Below are 17,292 nucleotides of genomic sequence, written 5' to 3'. Positions count from 1 at the left end.
ATCAGGGGGTTAGGGCCGGCGCTCAGGCGACGCTCGTACGGGGTGGCTAGCCGGGAAACGCGGCGTCCAGCCAGTCGGGCACCGGCAGGCCCTTCCCGCGCAGGAACGCTGGATTGAACAACTTGCCTTGGTAGCGCATGCCGCCGTCGCACAGCACCGTGACGACGGTGTGGCCAGGGCCCAGTTCCCGGGCCAGGCGGATCGCCCCGGCCACGTTGACGCCACTGGAGCCCCCCACGCAATAGCCCTCCGTGTGCAGCAGATCGTGGACCAGAGGCAGCGATTCGTCGTCGGGGATGGACCAGGCCAGGTCCACGGGAGCGTCGGTGAAATTGGCCGTGATCCGACTGCTGCCGATGCCCTCGCTGATCGAGTTCCCTTCCGCACGCAGTTCGCCATGGGTGACGAAATGGGCGAGGGCCGAGCCACAAGGGTCTGCCAGGGCGATGCGAATGTCGCTACGCCGTGCCTTCAAGGCGCGGCCGACGCCGGCCAGCGTGCCGCCCGTACCTGCGGCACAGACGAAGCCATCGATGCGGCCGTCCGTCTGGGCCCAGATCTCGGCGCCGGTATGGACCTCGTGCCAGTCCCGGTTGGCGGTGTTGTCGAACTGGTTGGCGAACCAGGCGCTTCCGGGGTCGTCCGCGTTCAGCGTTTCGGCCAACGCGCGGGCGACGTGAGCGTAGTGGCCGGGGTCCTTGTATGGTGCGGCGGGCACGAGGCGCACCTCGGCACCTGTGACGCGCAAGGCGTCGATCTTCTCGCGGCTCTGCGTTTCCGGCATGACGATCACGGTGCGATACCCGCGGCTGGCGCCCAGCAGGGCCAGCCCGATGCCGGTGTTGCCCGCGGTGCCTTCGACCACGGTGCCTCCGGCGCGGAGGAGGCCGCGACGCTCGGCGTCGTCGAGCAGGCCAAGGGCGGTGCGGTCCTTCACGGAACCGCCGGGATTGAGGAATTCGGCCTTGGCGAGGATCTCGCAGCCCGTGGCTTCGGAGGCGTTGCGAAGGCGTATGAGCGGCGTATGGCCGATGGCAGCAGCGAAGTTGGCGTGGATAGTCATGCGCGGATCGTAACCCGCAGAAGTCCACAGGTGACCGAGATCGCGGCTTGCGTCTCGATGCGTCCGCTGTCGTGGCGCATGAGTCGGTGCTGGAGGCCATGCGCACCAAGGGATGGGTGGCAATCCAGGTAATGGCATTTCGATGAGACGTCTGGACATCTGGACGTCTAAACGTCTGTTGACAGCATGGTTGGGCGAGCGTATCGTCGGTTTCACTCATCGAGACCGGCTGAGGGACAGGCCCTTTGAAGCCGGGGCAACCTGCGGATTTCCGCGACGGTGCCAACTCCTGCGGGGCGTGTTTCACGCCAGCCGATAGATGGGATGTCCGTTCTGGGCGCGCTTTCGCGCACCCGTGGCGCAGACAATCCGACGCCGGTATCCGCGGGGCCTCGATCCCGAACGCAGGAACCTCCGGACATGTCAGCAGAGCCCCTTACCGTGATCTCCCTCCCTGAAGTGGCTGCCCCCGCTGCGGCGCGACGCGCCGCCGATCTCACCGAACACCGCGGTACACGCCGCGTCGTCTTCACGCCGAAGTACGGCAGCGGTCCGGTCGAAGTCGACATTCGCTATCTGTGGTGCGGCGCGCCGCATGCCCCGACGGTCATCGTCCAGGGTGGCATATCGGCCGATCGCGACGTCTGCGCTGGCCGTGAGCGCGTCGGGGGATGGTGGCAGGATCTGGTGGGGCAGGGCGCAGCCATCGATCTGCTGGCCTGCCGCGTGCTCTCGATCGACTGGATCGTGCCCGCGGAACTCGAAGGCGTGCCCTCGGTCTCGAGCGAAGACCAGGCCGCGGCGCTCGCGGTACTCGTGGACGAACTCGGTATCGGTCGCGTGCAGGCGTTCGTCGGCAGTTCCTACGGCGCCATGGTCGGGCTGGCCTTCGCGGCGAACCATGCCGACAAGGTGAAGTCACTGGTGCTGCTGGCCGGCGCGCATCGTCCGCATCCGCTCGCCACGGCGCAACGCTCGGTACAGCGCGGCATCGTGCGGCTCGGTCTTGCGACGGGATGCACCGACGAAGCCCTCGCACTGGCGCGGCAACTGGCCATGACCACCTATCGCGGCAGCGAGGAATTCTCCCGGCGCTTCGCCGCCGGCCCGGAGCTGCGCGAGGGCCGCTTCCACTTCCCTGTAGAGGATTATCTGGAGCACGCCGGCCGTCGTTTCGTCGAGCGCTTCGATGCGTCCAGATTCCTCGCACTGTCGGAATCGATCGATCTGCACGACATCGCACCCGAACGCATCCACGCAACGACCACCCTGGTCGGCTTTCCTTCCGACCGCCTCGTGCCGCTTGCCGACCTGTGCGAACTGCAGCGTCGCCTCGGTGGCACCGCGACGCTTGAAGTCGTCGATTCGCCTTACGGCCACGATGCCTTTCTGAAAGAGACCGTGCAGCTCGCTCCCGTGCTGCGTCACGCACTCAACGACTGTCACGGAGACCGCTGATCATGACCGATTCCCGTCTTTGTACCCGTGCCGTGCGCGCCGGCATCGAATCCGATACCCAGCATGGGGCCGTGGTGCCGCCCCTGCACCTGTCCACCAACTACTCGTTCGAGGGATTCGGTCGCAAGCGCGCCTACGACTACTCGCGCAGCGGCAATCCCACGCGCGACCTGCTCGCGGAAGCGCTTACCGAGCTGGAAGAGGGCGCGGGTACCGTGGTCACCGGCAGCGGCATGTCTGCCGTCGCCCTGGCTCTCGAACTCGTTCCGGCCGGCGCGTTGGTTCTGGCGGCACACGATTGCTACGGCGGTACCTGGCGTCTGCTCGACGCGTGGGCAAAGAAGGGCCGCTTCGCGGTGCGCTTCGTCGATTTCACCGACCCGACGGCGCTTGCCGATGGCCTCGCCGCCCACCCCGCGCTGGTATGGATCGAGACCCCGTCGAACCCGCTGCTGCGTATCACCGATGTCCGCCATGTGGCCCAGGCCGCGCATACCGTGGGCGCGCTCGTCGTCGTGGACAACACCTTTCTTTCGCCCGCGCTGCAGCAGCCGTTGAAGCTGGGTGCCGACGTCGTCGTACATTCGACCACGAAGTACATCAACGGACACAGCGACGTCGTCGGAGGCGCGGTGATCGCCGCCGATCCCGCCGTGGCCGACCAGTTGAAGTGGTGGGGCAACTGCAATGGCCTGACCGGTTCGCCGTTCGACAGCTTTCTTACCCTGCGCGGCGTGCGGACCCTGGCCGTGCGCCTGCGCGCGCACGAGGAAAATGCGCGGCGTATTGCGGCACGACTGGATGCGCATGAGGTGGTGGAGCGCGTCTACTATCCTGGCCTCGCGTCGCACCCGGGTCATGCGCTGGCGCAGCGCCAGCAGCTTGGCTTCGGCGCCATGTTGAGCTTTGAGATCGCCGGTGGCGTTCCCGCGATCGAGGCCTTCGTCGATGGCCTGCGCTTCTTCTCGCTCGCTGAGTCGTTGGGTGGCGTAGAGAGCCTGGTGGCGCATCCGGCTACGATGACGCATGCGGCCATGGCACCGGAGGCCCGTCGCGTTGCCGGTATCGCCGACAATCTTCTGCGTCTGTCGATCGGCATCGAAGACGGCGACGACCTGCTCGCCGATCTGGAAGCCGGTCTGGCGCGTGCTGCCGCCGCGGGCGCCGTCGCTTCCCAGCGTCTGGTTGGCGCATGAGCGCGGTGGCCTTCGCTCCGCGCGTCGATACCGCGCCGCGCAGCGCGCTTGTCCTTTTGGGTACCGGCGTCGTCGGGCGTGCCTTGCTGACGTTGCTCGGAACACCCGCGGCGGCATCCTTGCGCCTCGTCGGCGCCGCCAATTCAAAACGCCAACATGTGCTGCCCGACGGTGCGGTGCCCGGCGACGCGGTCGAATGCCTCGCCCGCAGCCGCGAAGGGCGCGACAACGGGCCCTTGCTGGCGGCGCTGGATGCAGCCGGTGCGGCCCACAAGATCGTCGTGGATGCCACGGCCTGCACGGTCGAAGCGGGGCGTCATGCGGACTGGCTCGCGGCGGGATACCACGTCGTGACAGCGAACAAGGCGCTGGCCGGGGGGCAGCTCGCCGGCTGGCGTGCCCTGCAGAAGGCGCTTGCCAACGGCGCGGTCTACGGCGACGCCGCCACGGTCGGCGCGGGCCTTCCTGTGCTGTCCACGCTTCGTCGCCTGCGCCAGTGCGGCGACAGCCTGCTGACGCTCGAAGGCGTGTTTTCCGGCTCGCTGTCGTGGTTGTTCAACCAGTACGACGGAAGCCGTCCGTTTTCAGCCTTGCTGCGCGATGCGCGCCAGCTTGGCTTCACCGAGCCCGATCCGCGTTCGGACCTTTCCGGCGAGGACGTGGCGCGCAAGCTGCTGATCATCGCCCGCCATGCCGGCTTCGCGCTCGGCAGCGACGAGGTGGAGGTCGAGAGTCTGGTGCCCGAGGCGCTTCGTGGCATCGACACGCAGACGTTTCTCGACCGCCTCGAGGAACTGGACGAACCGCTGCGCGCGCGTCATGTGCAAGCCAAGGCCAACGGCAAGCGGCTGCGCTATCTCGCACGGCTCAACCAACGCGGGCGAGCGCGCGTCGGTCTGGTGGAAGTGGACGCCGATCACCCCGCCGCGCGGCTCTCGGGCACCGACAACCAGTTCGCGCTGACCACGACGCGATACCACGCCACACCGCTGGTGATCCAAGGGCCCGGTGCAGGCCCCGAAATCACGGCGCAGGCGCTGCTGGGCGACATCCTGGCCGTCTAAGGGTTCCGGCGTCGCCGCCCTGTTGGCTTCTCGCCGCCATGGCGGCTCCCACCAAGATGCCTGGGCTTGTGGGAGCCGCCATGGCGGCGAGGGGAACTCGCCTCGATGCTTGGTCAGCGGTGGCCGGTGACTCGCTCGGCCTCGTCCACGCTCGGCGGAAGCTCCGGGTCGCCGGGCAGACCGTCGTCATGATGGAAGCGCGCCGCTTCCACCATCGGCGTGCGCCAGCCGGTGGCAATGCCCCAGAAATAGAACACCACGCCGATCACGGCTACCAGGGCCAGGTCGTAGCCGTAGGGGATGTAGTCGTGCCCACCGAAGGTCTTGCTGCCGCCCCAGGACACGGCGGCGATCACCGGCAGGTACACGATCAGCCACCACGCGCCCTTCAGGTGCCGGCGGAAGTCTTCCCAGCCGCTCTTGGCGGTGTAGTAGAAGTAGATCGGCAGCGCCACGACCATCAGCAGGATGATCTCGCCGGTCAGCGGCCACTTCGCCCAGTACAGCAGTTCGGTGGCGAAGACGAAGGCGAGTGCGGCGAGGATCGGCAGACCGGGGATACGCAGCGGGCGCTTGAGTTCCGGCGCAGTGCGACGAAGAGTCATCACGCTGACCGGGCCGGTCAGGTACGAAATGATCGTGGAGACCGAGATCACCGCGGCCAGCGTGCCCCAGCCGCGGAAGAAGAACAGGAAGATGAAGCTCACCACGAGGTTCAGCCACATTGCCGGGCGCGGAATGCCGAAGCGCGGATGAATGTGGCCGAAGATCTTCGGCAACTGCCCGTTGCGCTCCATGGCGTAGATCATGCGTGCGGTGGTCGCCGTATAGGTGGCACCCGTGCCGCTCGGGCTGACGAAGGCATCCGCGTAAAGCAGGATGGCCATCCAGTTGATCATCAGTGCGGTGGCGAGCTGGGCGAAGGGCGACGCGTATTCGAGACCGGCCCAGCCGTTGCCGAGCTGGTCGGGCGGCACCGCACCGATGAAGGCGACCTGCAGCAGTACGTACACGACCGTGGCAAGCAGGATCGAGCCGATGACCGCCAGCGGTACGCTCCGACCTGGATTGCGCGCTTCGCCGGCGAGGTTCACCGGGCTCTGGAAGCCGTTGAAGCTGAAGACGATGCCCGAGATGGCAACGGCGGTAAGGATCGACGAGATGTCGATGGCGTGGGTGCCGCCGTGCGCACCGATGTGGAAGTTGCCCGGGTTGTAGCTGGTGGCGATCAGCGCGATGCCGGTGGCTGCGGGCACCACAAGCTTGAAGACCGTGATGGCGGTATTGCTCTTGGCAAAGAGCCTCACGCTCCAGAAATTGAGGAAGAAGTACACCAGCACCAGCACGACGGCGATGGCGAGGCCGGGAGGCGTCAGCTCGCCGTGACCGTTGGTGACGACGTAGAGTTCTTTCGTCCACGCGGCCCACTCCCACGGCCAAGACGCCATGTACTGGACCGAGGCCTCGGCTTCCACCGGGATCACGGACACGATGGCGATCCAGTTTGCCCAGCCGGCGATGAAGCCCACCAGCGAACCGTGCGAATAGTGGCCGTAGCGCACCATGCCTCCCGATTCGGGGAACATCGCGCCGAGTTCGGCGTAGGTGAGGGCGATGAACAGGATGATGACGGCGCCGATGATCCAAGCGTAGATGGCGCCGGGGCCGGCGAGCTGCGCCGCGTGCCAGGCGCCGAACAACCAGCCTGAGCCGATGATCGAGCCCAGGCCAGTAAGCATGAGGGCAAAGGCGCCGACATCGCGGCGGATAGCGCTGTGAGACATGGTGACTCCGGTCGGACGGGACGGGTGGGAACCCGGCCCAGGGCGGCACAAGGGCCGGATGATGACAGCCCCGGCCGCTCGTGTCAGCCAGCGATGGCTCACCCCAACCGCCGCGTCATCGATATACACTGGCCGACGCGGTAGGGACGAAGGGGTTCGGATGCGTTCGAAGGTGGTCGCCAGCGGCATGTGGCTCATGGCCTTGACGGTATGCGGCGTTGCCGCAGCCGAAGAGCCCTGGAGCGACAAGGGCCGACTGATCGATTCGGAGTCCTACGACCGTACCGCCAAGGGTTTTTACTTCACGCTGTACCCTGGCGAAGATCCGGTGGAATCCGTGCGGCGCTGCGCCATTGCCATGCGCGAACTGGGGCACCTGGCCTCGGTGTCCTGTTTCGCCTACACCAGCAAGCAGCGGTTCGACACCCGCCGGGGCAAGCTGCGGATCTGCTACACGGCGGTCGCGAACTGGTGGGGCGAGGACGAACCGGTGCGCGTGGAGACGGTGGACCGCCTCCCGCGGCTGTGCCCGTCGCGCTGACGGTCCTGCCGATCGGAGCCTATGGGTGGGAACCTGCTGGTGGGAACGTGCCGGTGGGAGCCAGCCTGCTGGCGATGGGAACTTGCCTCGCTGCTACACCGCTTCGTTGGCTTTTCGCCACCAGGGTGGCTCCTACCCTCGCTTCGTTGGTTTCTCGCCGCTAGAGCGGCTCCCCGTGCTTATTCAGCACTCGATGACATTCACGGCCAGACCGCCGCGCGAGGTTTCCTTGTACTTGTCCTTCATGTCGCGGCCGGTGTCGCGCATGGTGGCGATGACCTTGTCGAGCGAGACGTGATGCTTGCCATCGCTCTTGAGCGCCATGCGGCTGGCGTTGATCGCCTTTACCGCGCCCATGGCGTTGCGCTCGATGCACGGGATCTGCACCAGGCCGCCGATCGGATCGCAGGTGAGTCCCAGGTTGTGCTCCATGCCGATCTCGGCGGCGTTTTCCACCTGGGTCACGCTGCCGCCGAGGGCCGCGGCAAGACCGCCTGCGGCCATGGAGCAGGCCACGCCCACCTCGCCCTGACAGCCGACCTCGGCGCCGGAGATCGAGGCGTTTTCCTTGTAGAGGATGCCGATGGCACCGGCCGTGAGCAGGAACTCGATGACGCCGTCTTCCGAGGCGCTCGGGCAGAAATGACGGTAGTAATGCAGCACGGCCGGCACGATGCCAGCGGCGCCGTTGGTCGGCGCCGTGACGACGCTGCCGCCCGCGGCGTTTTCCTCGTTGACCGCAAGCGCGTAGAGGTTCACCCAGTCGAGGATGGTCAGCGGATCACGCAGCGCCGCCTCCGGCTGCGCACGCAATTCGGCGGCCATGGCGGGCGCGCGACGGTTCACCTTGAGGCCGCCGGGCAATACGCCAGGCGAGCGCAGCCCACGCGCCACGCAGTCCTGCATGGCCTTCCAGATGCGCAACAGACCCGCACGGGTGTCGTGCTCGGGGCGCCAGATGCTTTCGTTGCGCATCATGAGCTGCGCGATCGTGAGCCCGTGCTCCTTGCACAGCGACATGAGCTGGTCGCCCGTGGAGAACGGGAACGGCTGTTCGCTGGTGTCGGCGACGATGCGGTCTTCCGCCGCTTCGTCGGGATTCACCACGAAGCCGCCACCCACCGAGTAGTAGTCGCGCGTGGCGAGTTCGTTCCCGGCGTGGTCGTACGCCGAGAAACGCATGCCGTTCGTGTGGAACGGAAGTTTCTGTCGCTTGTTGAAGACCAGGTCGGCCTTCTCGTCGAACGGAATCTCGTGCCGGCCCAGGATGCGTATGCGCTTGCTGGAGCGGATGCGCTCCAGGGTCGCGGGAATACTGTCGGGATCCACGCGGTCCGGCCATTCGCCCTCGAAACCGAGCAGCACGGCCTTGTCGGTACCATGGCCGCGCCCGGTCATTGCCAGCGAGCCGAACAGTTCGCACCGGACCCGCGCCACACGATCCAGTACGCCCTTTTCCTCCAGCCAATGCTCGGCAAATCGTGCACCCGCGCGCATCGGGCCTACCGTGTGCGACGAGGACGGGCCGATGCCGATCTTGAAAAGGTCGAAGACGCTGACTGCCATGGCGGGGAGGTGGGCTGCGGGGAATGACCGGTTATTCTACGCTGCCGTGTCCACCGACCCCATACACCCGCGCATGCACGCCTTCACTCTTTACCAGCGCGACGATTGTCACCTCTGCGATCAGGCACTGGCCGTGCTGGCGCAGGCCCGCTTTCCGGATTTCACGTCGATCTGGATCGACGAGGACGACGCGCTGGAAGCGAGTTACGGTGCGCGGGTGCCTGTACTGCGCCGGGCCGACGGTGCCGAATTGGATTGGCCGTTCGACCTCGCGGCCGTGCACGCGTTCGCTGCGGCGGCGAAGTCGCCCTAGTCGCGATCAGCGCGCCGTCTTCAGTCGCCGCAGAATTTCCTCACGCGCCTCGCGGAGGATGGAATCCCTGTCGAGTCCCGCCACGATATCGGCCACGGCGCGCTTCGCCCCGTGCTCGCCCCAGGACTTGCCGGACACCAGGTAATGCTCCGCGACGCGGCCGATGAGCACCGTGGCGTACCAGCCGAGCGCGCCCTGGGCGGCAGCGGTCACCACGACGGATAGGCCGCCGCTCAGGCCCTTGAGCGCCGACGCCGCCAGTTGCACGCCCCACACCGCACCCATGAGCGCGGCAAGCTGCGTGCTGATGACGGCGACGAGGCGGCCGGATTCGCTGCGCGTCAGCGGCAGCCCGTAGACGCGACCGAGCTGCACGACCATCGCGGCATCGAGGCCGCCGGCCAGCAGCAGGTCTGCCACGGGCACGGGATTGAGGGCCACGGCGACCGCTTTGGCGATGCAGTACTGGCGAATGACGCCATCGGCGACCTCGCGTCGGGTGCTGGCGATGCGCGCGGTGACCTGGTCGGTCAGCTTGCCGGCGAACAGGCCGGCGTTGATGGCCGACAGGGTCTTGCCCTCGCGCTCCGCGATGGCGAGCAGCCGGGCCTTGAGTGCTCCGACGTCCGCCGCGCGGGCTTCACTCAAGCGCCGCTCGTGCCCCTGCGCATCCACTTCCACCACGTCGTGTGGTGCGGGGCGTGCCATCGTCGCCAGCACGTCCTCACGTCGGACCATTCCCGCGGCATGCTCGCGCAACCTTTCCAGCAGGCCGTCGCGCTCGTCGTCGCCGTAGCGGTCGGCCTTGTTGAGTACCAGTAGCAGAGGACGGCGGGTGGCTGCCAGGGTGCGCAGCGCATCGCGTTCCTCGCGAGTGAGATCGCCGTCGGCCACGAAAACGATGAGGTCGCTGACCTCTGCGACCTCGAACGCGAGTTTCTCGCGGGCTTCGCCACCCAGTTCGTTGATGCCCGGCGTGTCGATGAGCACGAGCCCGGCCGACGCGGCCTCGTCGAGCCGCGCGGCATCCGCCTCGGTGGTCGTGCCATGCAACACGCCTACCGCGAAGGCGTCGCGGCCGAGCAAGGCATTGCACAGCGCCGACTTGCCCGCCGAGACGCGGCCGAACACCGCCACGTGAAGCTCGTCGTTCTCGAGCCGGTCGAGCATGCGCTCCACGCGTTCGAAATCCGCTGCCATGGTGGCGCGAACGTCGGTCGGGATCGACGCATCGTGGAGCAGGTCGCGAAGGCTGGCGGCCACCGCGCCGCCGCGTTCGTCATCGGCGGGCCGCGTGTGCCCGCCGCGACGAAAGCGCGACGTGATGCCGTGCAGGCGTTCGCGCCAGTCGGTCACGTGGCGCTTACTTCGGCAGCAGATTCAGCGAGCCGTTGACCAGCACCTCGTTCGCGATCGTCGAGGTGTCCTTGTACTCACCGCTGCCGACGCCGAAGTCGAGGCGGTTGAGCGTACCGGTCACCGACAGACGCGCGCCACCGGCATTCGGATTGAACACGACCTTGAGTTGCACCGGCTTGGTGACCCCGTGCAGCGTGAGATTGCCGTTGGCGATGACATTTCCCTTGGCGTCTTTGCTGAAGCCTGTGGTGACGTAATGCGCCTGACGATACTTGGCGGCGTCGAAGAAATCGCTGCCGGGCAGGGCGTTGTCGCGGTCGTTGTCGCCGGTCTTGGCCGTGGCGACGTCCACCGTCACGTCGAACTTTGCCGTGGCGAGATTGGCGGGGTCGTAGCTGATGGCGGCGTCGAACTTGCCGAAGCTGCCGTCGAACTGCTGGCCCTGGAACTTGCCGCTGAAGCCGAGGGTGCTGCCCGGACCTACCTTGTAGTCGGCCGCGGAAGCGGCGAAAGGCAAGGCGAGCGCGAGGGCAAGAGCGGACAAGCGGCGGATGGTCGGATTCATGGCGTGTCTCCAGGCAGGGTGGGGGTGGCGCGCTTGGCGCGACCGAAAGGCAGCATGCGGCGAAGCGTGTCGTCGCGGTCGATGAGGTGATGCTTCAGCGCGCCGCCGACGTGAGCGACAAGCACGAGGATCAGGAACCAGAACAGGTATTCGTGCACTTCGCCGAATACGCTGGACAAGGCGTCGTTCTTTTCCACCAGCGCCGGCAGGTTGAACTGCTTGAAGTACTGCAGCGGATAACCGTGTGCCGAGTTGAAGGCCCAGCCGGTAAGCGGCAATGCCACGATGAGCAGATAGAGGAAACCATGCACCACCTGTGCAGCGACACGCTGCCATCGGGGTGCCGCATCCTCCGGCGGCCGTCGATCGGCCAGGCGCCACACCAGACGCAGGAAGAACAGCGCCAGCACGGTCAATCCGATCGACTTGTGCAGCGCGAACATGTTGATCTTTTCCATCGACGGCTTGAGGCCGTCCATCCACAGGGCGAAGAAGCCGTTGCCGAGAATCAGCAACGCCATCGTCCAGTGGAAGGTCTTGGTGATGGTGCTCCAGCGGGTGGCGTCACTGCGCAGGGGCATGGGTAGTCTCCTTCTCGTCGGATGTGCGGCTGGCTTCGCCGCTGCGAATGCCTTCGATCTCCAGCCAGACGGATACGTTAGTGCCGATCGAATTGCGATTGGATGTCATGCCGTAGGCTGTGCGGTCGAGCGTCACCTGCGCAGAAAAGCCCGCTACCGTATGCAGGCCGTAGATGGTCTTGCCGATGCGGTTCACGCGGAACGGGATGTCCAAGGGCAACGTGGTACCGCGCAGGGTGAGCTTGCCATGGACGACGCCTTCGTCGTCGTTGCGTTTCTCTACCGATTCGCTGACGTAGCGCGCCGTCGATGCGCGATCGCTGTCGAGCAGGCTGGAGCCGCGAACGGCCTTGTCCCATGAGGCATCGCCCATGTCGACCGACGCAAGGTCGACGGTAGCCTGCACCGAGGATTTCGACCAGTCGTCGCGATCGAAAACGATCGTGCCTTCGGTGATGCGCAGACGTCCGAAGGAGCGGGAGAACCCGTTGTGATCGACGTTGAAGACAACCTGGCTGTGTACCGGGTCGATGGTGTAGGCGACGGGGGTGGCCACCGAGACGACGGGGAGCGTCGCCAGCGCGATGGGGATCAGGTAACGGGCGTGACGCATACGGGCTGGCCTGTCGCGCGAAGGGCCGTCGAGCGGCCGTGGGAGCCAAGTGTGGCCGAGCGCGGCGGCCTTGTCAGCGGGGGCCGCCGCGAACGGATTGTTCACCTAATCGGAAGGTTCGTGACGCAACCGCAGCGCCTCACCAGTGAGGTCGGCCAATCGTCGCAGCCGCGAGGCGTCCACCTCGCTCAGCAGTTCGCGCATGCGCTCGCCCGCATCGGCCTGGTCGAGCGCCTGACGCTCGGCAAGCGTGGCCGCGAGCGCGCGACCGAAACTGTCGAAGATCAAGGCGTAGGCGAAGGCGTGCAGCACGCCGCCGCCCAGCGTGCCGAGGCCTGGAAACGCCTTGAGGGCATTGCCTGCCACGGCGAGGACCACCGACGTTCCGGTGCGCAAGGTCATGCGAACCTGGCGCAAAAGGTTGTCCACTTCCACGTCGGTGACGCGCACGTCGTACAGCGATGCCAGCGCCCGCACCATGCTGGCGGCGAGTGCTCCCTGGATGACGAGGTCGCTGCCCGGCGCTACGGCTGCCATCGCCCCGACGATGGCGCGCCGCGCGTAGCGGCTGACGATACGTTCCGCCTCGTCGGCGCGATAGGCGCGCTCGCGCTCGCCGGTGCGTTCGTGAAGGCTCGCCAGCACGGCATTCTCGCGCTGCGCTTCCAGCGCCAAGGGGCCAGCGGCGAGCAGGCGGCGCAGGGCGTCGCGCAACGGCTGCCATTGCGCGGGCCGGCGCCGCGTGACGTCCTCGGTGCTGCCGTCCGCAAGCCGGCGGGTGAAGCGCTCTTCGCCGCCGGCACTGATTGCCAGCACGGCATCCGGGATACCGTCGACCTGTTCGCGAACGCGTTGCAGAATCTGGTCGCGTTCGATGTCAGTCCATTGATCGGCTTTGTTGACCGCCAGCACGAGCGGCTTGCCGAAGTCGCCGAGCCAGCGCAGTTCCTCGGCCTGCGAACGGGTGAGGTCGCCAGCGCAGACGTAGACCACCGCATGCGCGCGCAGCGCTTCCGCGCGTGCGAGGCGTTCGCGGGCTTCGCCACCTGCTTCGGCGGAGCCGGGCACATCGGCAATGGTCCACACGTCGCCCCACTCGGACGTCTCGTAATGCGTTACCTCGCGCGTGGTGCCCCCGCGCGCATCGCTTGCGGGCGCCGCGCCGGGCACCATGGCTGCGATCAGCGACGACTTGCCCGTCGAGATCTCACCAAAAACGGCGAGATACGTGCGGGCACTCGCGCGGCGGCGGTCGAGTTCCGTCAGCTCATTGCGAAGTTCCTCAACGCCAGCGTCATCGTGGCGCAGTTGAGCGATGCGCGCTTCGAGCGACGTGCGATCCGGTGCCGTCACGGGCGCACGCGGTCTGCGTGGCCGCAACCACCACACCGCTACCGCCGCGCCGAGGCCCAGGAGCAGCAGCAAGACACCGCCTACGAGCCAGCGCATACCTTGCGGAAGGCCTTCAAAGCGCTCTGCCAGCGCTATGGCGCGCTCGATCGACGCCAGCAGGAGCCAGGCGAGAGCGGCCAGGCCTACGGTTGTCACGAGCAGGCGGAGTCGACGGGACATGCCTGCATTCTAAGCGCACGGTGTGGGTATCCACCTACGTGCCATTCAGGTTTTTTCCCTTCGTGACGCATGGCATGATCGGCGTCGCACCAGGAACCCGCGAATGCACTGCACGCTCATCACGAGATGGATCCTCGTGGTCATGATCGGTTCGATCGTGACCCTTCCCATCGCCACGGCGGCCACCATGCCGCCCGTGCCCACGCCGCAATTCCGCAGCTATGGTCTGCACGAGGGACTGCCCAGCAGCAAGGTGCAGGCCGTGGCGCAGGATGGTCACGGATTCATCTGGGTGGGCACGGCCGTCGGTCTTTCGCGTTTCGACGGCGTGGAATTCACCACGCCGGCTATCGGCCCGGACCGCTCGCGTCCGCTCCCGCTGGGTGGTGTGACCGCCTTGCTGGTGGATTCGGACAATCGTCTCTGGATCGGCGGTTCCGACATGGGCCTGGGGCGCTACGACCCGGCGACCGGCGGTTTCGTGCATTGGCGCGATGGCCTCATCGACGACGATGTGCGCGCCATCGCACAGGCGCGTGACGGCACGATCTGGGTGGGTACGTCGGGTGGGCTTGCGCACATGCGCGCCGATGGCAGTGGGCTCACGCGTCTTGCTGCGGGTGAAGATGGACCTTCCTCGCCCTCGGTCCACGCGCTGCACGCGTCGGATGACGGTCGCGTATGGATCGGCTCCGACGCCGGTGTAGACGTCGTCGATGCCCTGGGTGTCGTGACGCCCGTGCCGTTCGAAGATGGCAGCCGGCCTCGCGTCCTGCGGATCGACGGACACGCCGCGGAGCTGCGTTTTTCCACGGACCGTGGCCTGTATCGGCTCGCTCATGACGGGCAACTGCGACGCGATCGCCGGCTGCCGGCATCGGCCTTCCACGCATCGCTTGCCGACAGCCACGGCACGTTATGGGTCGCGGGTCCGCATGGGCTCTCCATGCTCGATCGCTACGGGCGTCTGCATGATATCCGCGGGTCGTGGACGGCTTCGGGCGGACTGCCGGGACGCGCGGTTCGCGGCATGTTGGAGGACCGCGAACACGGACTCTGGTTTGCGCTGAGTGACGGCGGGCTCGCGTATCTCGGTCCCGCCTGGGAGGACTTCACCCGTTTCGCCCACGTAGCGACCGACGTCTTCAGCTTTCCTGGCCGTACCGTCACGGCGGTGGCTGCCCAAGGCAGCACGCAACTCTGGGTAGGAGGCCTGCGCGGATGGGTTCGCAGCTTCGACCCGGCCACTGGCAAGACGGCCGAGGGCTTCACCCTCGATTCGCTGCGCGTGCAATCGCTGCTCGAGGTGCCGCGTGGCTTGCTCGTCGGCACCGTTGAAGGGCTTTTCATCGCTCGCGCAGGCAAGTCGCGGCCGTTGCTGCGTCATGCCATCCATCACCCCGTGGTCTCGCTGGTGTCGGCACCCGACGGCACGGTCTATGCGGCCGCGCTCGGTCAGGGCCTGTTCGCGCTCGACAGCAGCCTGTCCCGCGCACGCGAGATTCCGTTCGCCGCCGCGCAGCGCGGTGTGGCCGATACACGCCAGATCGAGGTCGTCGGTGATGAACTGTGGCAGGCGAGCCTTGCCGGGCTCACGCGATTGGACAGGGCGTCGGGCCGGATGGAGTTCGTCGACGGCGTGGCGCGTGGTCGCATCAATGCGTTCGAGCCGGACGAAGACGGCTTCTGGCTGGTGCGCTCGGATGCGCTGGAACACTATCGCTGGGACGGTAGACGGGCCGAACGGGATCGATGCATCGGCGGCAACGAGGGCTTTCCGTCAGCCGACATATTGAACGTGCGCAGGGATGTGGCAGGGCGCATATGGCTGTACGGCGAAACGGGCGTGTGGCGCTTCGATCCCGGTACCGCTACGTTCCGCCCCTTTGGCCTCGCGGACGGTCTTGCGAGCGGCGAGTTCACCAATGGCACCACGGTCCAGCTCGACGACGGCACGATGTACGGTGCCACCCTCGGCGGTCTGGTGGGCTTCCGTCCCGATCGTCAGCGCGATCACACACGCAAGCCTTCCATCGTCGTGCTCGGTGCCAGCGTATCCCGCAACGGTATGCGCCAGCCCATCGCCATGGAGGGCGGCGTCCTGCGGCTCGGCTGGAACGACAGGGAACTCATCGTGCGTGCGCGTGCGCTCTCGTACGTGAATCCCGACCGCAACCATCTCGTGTTCACCCTCGCCCAGGGCGGTGAGACAACGGAATTGCACACGGACAAGTATGGACGGCGCGCGTTCGGCCCGCTCGCCGCGGGCACGTACCGCCTGGCGATCTCGGGCTCGGGACGCGATGGCGTGAACGGGTCGCTCGATCGCCCGCTGACGATCGTGGTCGATGCGCCGCCGTGGCTGCGCTGGTGGGCGTGGTTGACGTATGCCGCACTCGCCCTCGCGGCGGTCGGCACCATCGTGATCGGCGCACGGCGCCGCGTCCGTCAGGCCATGCGGCTCAAGCTCGCGGAGCAACAGCGGCGGCTCGCGGAAGAAGCCAATGCGGCCAAGACCGACTTCATGGCAACGCTGGGTCACGAGATAAGGACGCCGATGACCGGCGTGCTTGGCATGGCCGAGCTGATGGCGCAGACGGCGCTCGACGACACCCAGCGCGCCTATGTCGAAGCCGTGCGTCGATCGGGCACGACACTGCTGCGGCTCGTGAACGATGCGTTGGACATTACGCGCATCGAAGCGCGTCGCCTGGTGCTCGAATCGGAGTGCGTGCCCATTCGCATCCTGACGGAAGAGGTCGTTGCGCTGGCGGTGGGCGCGGCGAAGGACAAAGGCCTGACCCTCACCTCATCGGTCGACGCCGATGTGCCCGCGACCCTTCGTGGCGACGCCATTCGCCTTCGTCAGATCCTGCAGAACCTGGTGAACAACGGCGTGAAGTTCACGGACGGCGGAGGCGTATCCGTGCACGTGGCGCGCGACGGTACGTGGCTGGTCATGACGGTAAACGATACGGGGCCGGGCATGTGTCCGGAGCTGTGTGCTCGCGTGTTTTCTCGTTTCGAGCAGGGCGGGTCGCCGCAACGGTCGCAGGGCTGCGGTCTCGGTCTCGCGATCTGCCACGAGCTTTGCACCCTCATGGGCGGCAACATCCATGTGCGCAGCGAGCCAGGCAGTGGCAGCGCCTTCATCGTTCGATTGCCCTTGCTGCCATGCACGTGCGAGGCGTGCTCATCGGGTGCGGCGCCTGCCACTCCGACGGTGACGTCGGGTAAGCGCCTGCTGCTCGTCGAAGACGATCCGGTAGTCAGCGACGTCATCGCCGGGTTGCTACGCCAGCGTGGCCACGTCGTCAACGCGGTGGGCGACGGTCTTGCCGCCATGACCGAATTGGCCCAGGGTAACTTCGATGCGCTGCTGCTCGACCTCGATCTTCCCGTGGTGGACGGCTTTCAGGTCGCGCGTCTCGTGCGGCGCATGGATCACCTCGACGGCCTGCCGATCGTGGCGGTTACCGCGCGATCGGCTGGCGACGAGGTGACGGCCATCCGCGAAGCCGGCATGAATGCGCTGCTGCGCAAGCCGATGACGGGCGACGATCTCGACGCGACGCTGGAAAGCGTCTGCGCCGCGCGTGCGTCGTGAGACGCGCCGC

The 17,292-nt window shown here is 66.9% G+C and carries 14 protein-coding genes and 1 riboswitch; of the genes, 6 read left to right on the top strand and 8 right to left on the bottom strand.

Features of this window, described 5'->3' with window-relative positions; translation table 11 throughout:
• Positions 1 to 46: 46 nt before the first annotated feature.
• Positions 47 to 1,063, bottom strand: a complete 1,017-nt coding sequence (locus tag BT115_RS07405; RefSeq protein ID WP_072321821.1) for a cysteine synthase A — start codon at positions 1,061 to 1,063, stop codon at positions 47 to 49.
• Between the two features lie 213 nt (positions 1,064 to 1,276).
• A riboswitch (SAM riboswitch) is annotated at positions 1,277 to 1,389 on the top strand.
• Positions 1,390 to 1,483: 94 nt separating this feature from the next.
• Between BT115_RS07405 and BT115_RS07400 the strand changes: the two genes are divergently transcribed.
• Genes BT115_RS07400 through BT115_RS07390 form a run of 3 tightly spaced genes read left to right on the top strand, consistent with a single transcriptional unit; the run spans position 1,484 to position 4,781 of the window.
• A complete protein-coding gene (locus BT115_RS07400; protein ID WP_083527342.1) occupies positions 1,484 to 2,521 on the top strand; it encodes a homoserine O-succinyltransferase MetX in 1,038 nt (345 codons plus the stop codon).
• Positions 2,522 to 2,523: 2 nt separating this feature from the next.
• Positions 2,524 to 3,717 (top strand): cystathionine gamma-synthase, encoded by a 1,194-nt coding sequence (gene metB / locus BT115_RS07395; RefSeq protein ID WP_072321820.1) that lies wholly within the window; start codon positions 2,524 to 2,526, stop codon positions 3,715 to 3,717.
• Positions 3,714 to 4,781, top strand: a complete 1,068-nt coding sequence (locus tag BT115_RS07390; RefSeq protein WP_072321819.1) for a homoserine dehydrogenase — start codon at positions 3,714 to 3,716, stop codon at positions 4,779 to 4,781. The genes metB and BT115_RS07390 overlap by 4 nt, the downstream gene beginning before the upstream one ends.
• 113 nt (positions 4,782 to 4,894) lie before the next feature.
• Here the strand turns inward: BT115_RS07390 and BT115_RS07385 are convergent, their stop codons facing one another.
• The gene (locus BT115_RS07385) at positions 4,895 to 6,565 is read right to left on the bottom strand and encodes an APC family permease (RefSeq protein ID WP_072321818.1); all 1,671 of its coding nucleotides are present in this window, start codon (positions 6,563 to 6,565) and stop codon (positions 4,895 to 4,897) included.
• A 160-nt stretch (positions 6,566 to 6,725) separates the two neighbouring features.
• Here BT115_RS07385 and BT115_RS07380 point away from each other — a divergent pair, with 160 nt between their 5' ends.
• Entirely contained in the window at positions 6,726 to 7,106 is a 381-nt protein-coding gene (locus tag BT115_RS07380) for a hypothetical protein (RefSeq protein WP_072321817.1), read from the top strand.
• 183 nt (positions 7,107 to 7,289) lie between these two features.
• On the opposite strand, the gene BT115_RS07375 is transcribed toward BT115_RS07380, so the two are convergent.
• Positions 7,290 to 8,672 (bottom strand): L-serine ammonia-lyase, encoded by a 1,383-nt coding sequence (locus tag BT115_RS07375; protein ID WP_072321816.1) that lies wholly within the window; start codon positions 8,670 to 8,672, stop codon positions 7,290 to 7,292.
• A gap of 73 nt (positions 8,673 to 8,745) precedes the next feature.
• Here BT115_RS07375 and BT115_RS07370 point away from each other — a divergent pair, with 73 nt between their 5' ends.
• Entirely contained in the window at positions 8,746 to 8,985 is a 240-nt protein-coding gene (locus tag BT115_RS07370; protein ID WP_072321815.1) for a glutaredoxin family protein, read from the top strand.
• A 6-nt stretch (positions 8,986 to 8,991) separates the two neighbouring features.
• On the opposite strand, the gene BT115_RS07365 is transcribed toward BT115_RS07370, so the two are convergent.
• The 5 genes from BT115_RS07365 to BT115_RS07345 all read right to left on the bottom strand — a co-directional run bounded on the left by BT115_RS07365 (position 8,992) and on the right by BT115_RS07345 (position 13,675).
• Positions 8,992 to 10,341: a GTP-binding protein gene (locus BT115_RS07365; RefSeq protein WP_072321814.1), complete on the bottom strand. Its 1,350-nt coding sequence runs from the start codon at positions 10,339 to 10,341 to the stop codon at positions 8,992 to 8,994.
• 7 nt (positions 10,342 to 10,348) lie between these two features.
• Positions 10,349 to 10,909, bottom strand: a complete 561-nt coding sequence (locus tag BT115_RS07360) for a YceI family protein (RefSeq protein WP_072321813.1) — start codon at positions 10,907 to 10,909, stop codon at positions 10,349 to 10,351.
• On the bottom strand, positions 10,906 to 11,490 hold the full coding sequence (locus BT115_RS07355) for a cytochrome b (RefSeq protein ID WP_072321812.1): 585 nt from the start codon (positions 11,488 to 11,490) through the stop codon (positions 10,906 to 10,908). Before BT115_RS07355 ends, BT115_RS07360 begins: the two co-directional genes overlap by 4 nt.
• Positions 11,474 to 12,103, bottom strand: a complete 630-nt coding sequence (locus BT115_RS07350; protein WP_072322300.1) for a YceI family protein — start codon at positions 12,101 to 12,103, stop codon at positions 11,474 to 11,476. Before BT115_RS07350 ends, BT115_RS07355 begins: the two co-directional genes overlap by 17 nt.
• A 105-nt stretch (positions 12,104 to 12,208) precedes the next feature.
• Entirely contained in the window at positions 12,209 to 13,675 is a 1,467-nt protein-coding gene (locus BT115_RS07345) for a GTPase (protein WP_072321811.1), read from the bottom strand.
• A 142-nt stretch (positions 13,676 to 13,817) separates the two neighbouring features.
• On the opposite strand from BT115_RS07345, the gene BT115_RS07340 reads away from it, so the two are divergent.
• The gene (locus BT115_RS07340) at positions 13,818 to 17,282 is read left to right on the top strand and encodes a hybrid sensor histidine kinase/response regulator (protein WP_177257391.1); all 3,465 of its coding nucleotides are present in this window, start codon (positions 13,818 to 13,820) and stop codon (positions 17,280 to 17,282) included.
• Positions 17,283 to 17,292: the final 10 nt, after the last annotated feature.

Source organism: Luteibacter sp. UNCMF366Tsu5.1 (genome assembly GCF_900119235.1).
Classification (GTDB): Bacteria; Pseudomonadota; Gammaproteobacteria; order Xanthomonadales; family Rhodanobacteraceae; genus Luteibacter; species Luteibacter flocculans.
This window is presented reverse-complemented; position numbering and strand designations above follow the sequence as displayed.